Consider the following 4,562-nt stretch of genomic DNA (forward strand, 5'->3'; position numbering starts at 1 on the left):
GTTGCTTTGAAGAAGAGATAAAAGCCATTTTCGAAGAATTTAAATCAGAACAAAGCGATGAATCAGGGAAGAATTTAGTGAGAAAGCTTGATAATGGAGCTTTAATGATCTACTGGTCACATGCTATGAATAACCAGGAACATCAGTTAGAACTAAATAATGAGCATCCATATGTTTATGCTTTTAGGTGTGCAATGATAGAAAAGCATGTTGAAGCTTTGGAATTCTTTTGGAATAAATTGCAATCTATTGATTCTGTATCACCAAAAAGAAAAGAAGATTTATTAATGGAAGTAGCATATAATAAAGGACATTTTTCTACTGATGATGTTGGGATGGTTGATTTTTGCCTACGTTATCTTGATCCTGACAGATATCATGAATTATTAAAAAGAGATTTTAAACAACATGGATGTTATTATACTTTAAGTATATTAAGAGGAAACCATTCTTTCGAGAACGCCAGAAAGCTATTTGAGCATTTAAAGCCAGAAGATTTATCTCCTGATGGATATTCTACGTCAATGTTTGGAGCATTAGACTCAATTACCTCTGCACCAGATGATAGTTTTATTAAATCTGGTAGTGACATGCTCACTTCTATGTGGAATCGTCCTGGCTTTGAAGCTCATAGACAACACTATTTAAATAAGTTAAGCGAACAACTCTCATCAACAAGAGATTTGGTTGCTTCTCTTATTAAGGGGAATAAAGCTGTTAAAATATTATCTGAAATTGTTAACTCTCTTAGCCAAGAGCAAATGTACTCTATTATGGAAGAAGATAAGTCAGAATATGAGCTGTTTATGAGAGTTAGAAACACGCAATTGGATCGTGGGGCAGGTGATAGTCAGTTGCCAAGTTCATCATTAGATGTAGAAACTATACAGCAAAAGGTGGCTGATGTTAGAAGCAAAGTGTAGTGTTTCTGTTTTAGAAAATAAGGTCATTCAGTTACTTAGGCTTAAACGAAAGTGGGCAAAGAGTTTAGGTAAGAGTAAAAATTGTAAAAGGTTGAAATTAGGAGGCAGTTATGGTTAATAGCAATCAACAACAAGAAAAACCACAAGATTTTGAATTGATAGAGCTACTTTTTCAGAAAGTACCCACCACGGGTTCCAATGCAGCAGATCAATTAGATAAATCTTTTGAAGTAAGATTTCAGTCATTGGTTGATCAAATACAATCTTATTTGCATTCTAGTGAAAAGCCTGGCTTTTTTCCTCATAGATTTTTAGGTTGGTTTTCCAGTGTATTAGATACTAAACTTAATGATAAGTTAGGCATAAAGAAGTTACACTTTCGTTTTGAGGGAGCAAGAACCTTAAAAGTCGTGGCGCAAACAAAACTCAAAACACATGTTTTTATTTTTACCGAAGATACAGAGGCTCAACATTCTAACTCTCCACAGGCACGTACCAGGAATTTTGAGTTTACTACAGGCGAGTGGGAGGCTGTGATGGGTAGAGGTTATACTCCATTGGATGAACGCAAGCTTCAAATTGATGTGATAAAGATTCTAAAAGATAAAAAAGGAAAGGGTAGCGGAGAAGATAAGAAAATAAATATTAAAGTAGAAAGAAAGAAAATCAAAGATGAACCTATTGCTCCTCCAGCAGAGTTTCCATTTAAAGAAGTGACAAGAAAGCTAGGTGAATCTGTCTATCTAGAGAATTATATAGAAAAGCTTGCTAATCCAGATAAAAAGCAAGTTCAGGACAATCTTAAAGCCATTCTAAATTATATTAAGAAAGTTCATACCAATTTAGATTTACAAGCTAATGTTTATGGCATTAAAGCTCGTGAAGCTGATCAACATGGTTTTGTAGCAGGAATATTTGATAACTTTCGATATCGTGATAATACCAAGATCTACCTGGAGCAATTTGCTGGTAGAGGTTATGCTGATATAGTTTTGCTCGTTCGTGGACCTGGCCGTGCTGTTGATTCAGTTCCAATTCTTATTGAACTCAAGGCTGGAACTGAAGGGCAAGTTGATCCAAATGATGCACTGGAGCAAGCTAAAGGTTACATTGAAGGTTTTAGACCAAATAAGATGAGGGTTTTAACCAATGCAGATAATGCTATCGCTGTTGGGTTAAATTTAGATAATGCGGAATCGTTTAAAACTGAAGTAAAACCTATTAAACAACCTTCTTCTCCCTTGATGGAGAAAATATTGACTGATATTCATGACTGGGATGGATCTCAACATACTAGAGCTGAACTAGAAAAACAGATTAAGAGTGCTTTATCAAGCGAATACCATACTTTTCCAGCAAATAAGGAGACAAGGGACATTTACTATTTTAGCAGATATATTGTAGGTCAATCAATCTTAGTTGATAAATTTGATGGAACTGATGTAGAAAAGTATGTCTTTTCTTATGGTGAATATCCTTTGGAATCTAAGACAAGAGGCGGAGCACAATCAAAAGAAAGGCCTGTAACCACCTTAGTGTTTATCAAAGGTGATAGGAAACAAGATAAAACAGCATTTGTTTTTCATATAATTGAACAAGAAACAGAGATACAAAATCTTAACCAAAAAAAAGTTCCAGTCATAGATATACCTGAAGTTGGAAAAATAGAAAACGTTATAGAAATTACGATGGGTTTGAAAAAGTATAAAGAAAACTCATCTTTCAAAGACCTTTTTGAGATAAAGCAAATAAGTAAATATAATCCAAGTGGTAACGACCAACAATTTACAGGCAATTTTCTCAAGATACCTAATTCTGATGAATTAAAGGCAAAATTTGATCAGGCAATCACTTTTCAGCATGCCACTTCCTCTGATGGTAAAAATTTATTACCAGGTTATGAAAAGCTACTTACTGAGATAGCAGATGCGATTTATCCTATTAGAGGTTTGATAGCTGATGAAGCAAAATTGCAAGCTGTGCTCAATGGCTTGCTTAGTAGTTACAGTGATTTGAAGCTAAAAGAGACTTCCGCAAAACAAGAGGATTCTGCAAAAATTGTAATTATACCTGAATTTCAAGTAGGAGCAGGTGGTCGTGTTGATATGGTAATTCAAGGTATTGGTCCTTCGCCTCAGGGTACTAAAGAATATACTCCTATAGCGCTGGAATTTAAGCTTATAGATAAAAACTTAAATCAAGATCAGCTAAAACAGGAAGTTGATAAATTAACAAAAGAACAAAATGTTAGATATGCTAAAGGGGCAGCACTGAAAACAATAACAGATAGTGACAAAATGTTTTTCATGGGCGTAGTTGTTAATGTGAAAGCTAAAGATAAAAATTCTTTAATATTAACGAGTGATGAGTTTGTTCCTGCTCTAGTAGTTCATAGTTCTATTGACATAGCTAAGAGAAAGCATTTAGAAGGAATACAAGAGATAACTCAGAGACTTAAAAATATTGGTATACAAGAAGAGAATTTACATACATTAGAGTCTGCAACAGCAAAAAAAGATTATCATTATTGGCTTCAACAACATGATATAGCTGATATTGCAAGAATAGAATACGGTTATGGAGCTGATACATTATTTGAAATAGTGGGATCACCAGAACACATAGTTAATCAATTACAACAGTTTCAAGATAGCGTAACAACAAGAGGTGAAAGAAGGCCATTAACTTTAATTGTTAATTTAGATAATAATCACTGGGTTACGTTAGTCATTTCCCATCAAAATGGGCAATATAATGGATACTATGTAGACTCATTGGGTAATAATATTCCAGGTAATATTCGTCAAGTTCTACAACGTGCTCGAATTACCGTTAATGACGTTTCTATTGCTCAACAAACAGATGGTCACAATTGCGGCTTATGGGCATTGGAAAATGCTAGGGATATTAATGCTGTATTACAAGGAGATAGAAGTAATATTCCTGATGAAATACGTAATCGTTTGCAAGGTCAAGGAAGAGATGAAAATTATTTTATACGTATGAGAGAAGGTGTTTCAGAAGCATTAAGTATAGATCCACAACGTATAGCTAACTTAGATAAAGCTATACTTGCTGAAACACAAGCACCTAGAAAGAAATTTGATCTCAATAATTGTGTAAAACAAGGTAGTAGAAAAAGAAGAAGTATTAATCCTTGTTTATTTTCATTGGATGATGTAAAAAAGTTTATTAAGGGAGGGGTAGATGAAAATAATATAGATAAGATTATAATTGATAGTGAAAAGTTCCTAACTTATATCAAAAGTAGTCAAGGTGAAAAGAAAAATGCTCAGCTAATAGAGTTCGTTGGAGATAAAAATATCGAAGGTAATCATAAGTACTTATTTGATAAGGTAGTTGAAGACCAGGGGTACGAACGTTATATTGAAAATGAACGTATTAAGAATTTGCACGGTGACATTTCACAGCAAACTGGTAGTACAACAAAAAACTCAAAGTTGAAAAGCAGGTTAATGAACGCTGCAGGTGGAATACAATTAATAAGAGGAATCCATGGTGCTATCGTATCTTACAAGGAAGGAACAGCCACAGATTGTGGATTAAATCTAGGTGGAATAGGATGGTCTTTTGCATCTCAACCAATTGAGAATGTAATGGTTAAAATTACTCCAAAAG

At 34.1% G+C, this 4,562-nt stretch carries 3 protein-coding genes; all 3 read left to right on the top strand.

Features of this window, described 5'->3' with window-relative positions; all coding sequences use genetic code 11:
* Positions 1–923: hypothetical protein (locus DM84_RS05000; RefSeq protein WP_250778817.1), on the top strand; the 923-nt coding region annotated here is incomplete at its 5' end.
* Positions 904–1,041 (top strand): hypothetical protein, encoded by a 138-nt coding sequence (locus DM84_RS05005; RefSeq protein ID WP_250778819.1) that lies wholly within the window; start codon positions 904–906, stop codon positions 1,039–1,041. The genes DM84_RS05000 and DM84_RS05005, both read left to right, overlap by 20 nt.
* On the top strand, positions 1,034–4,562 hold a 3,529-nt coding region (locus DM84_RS05010), incomplete at its 3' end, for a hypothetical protein (protein ID WP_250778821.1). The genes DM84_RS05005 and DM84_RS05010, both read left to right, overlap by 8 nt.

Origin of the sequence: Wolbachia pipientis, assembly GCF_023661085.1 — a bacterium.
GTDB lineage: Bacteria > Pseudomonadota > Alphaproteobacteria > Rickettsiales > Anaplasmataceae > Wolbachia.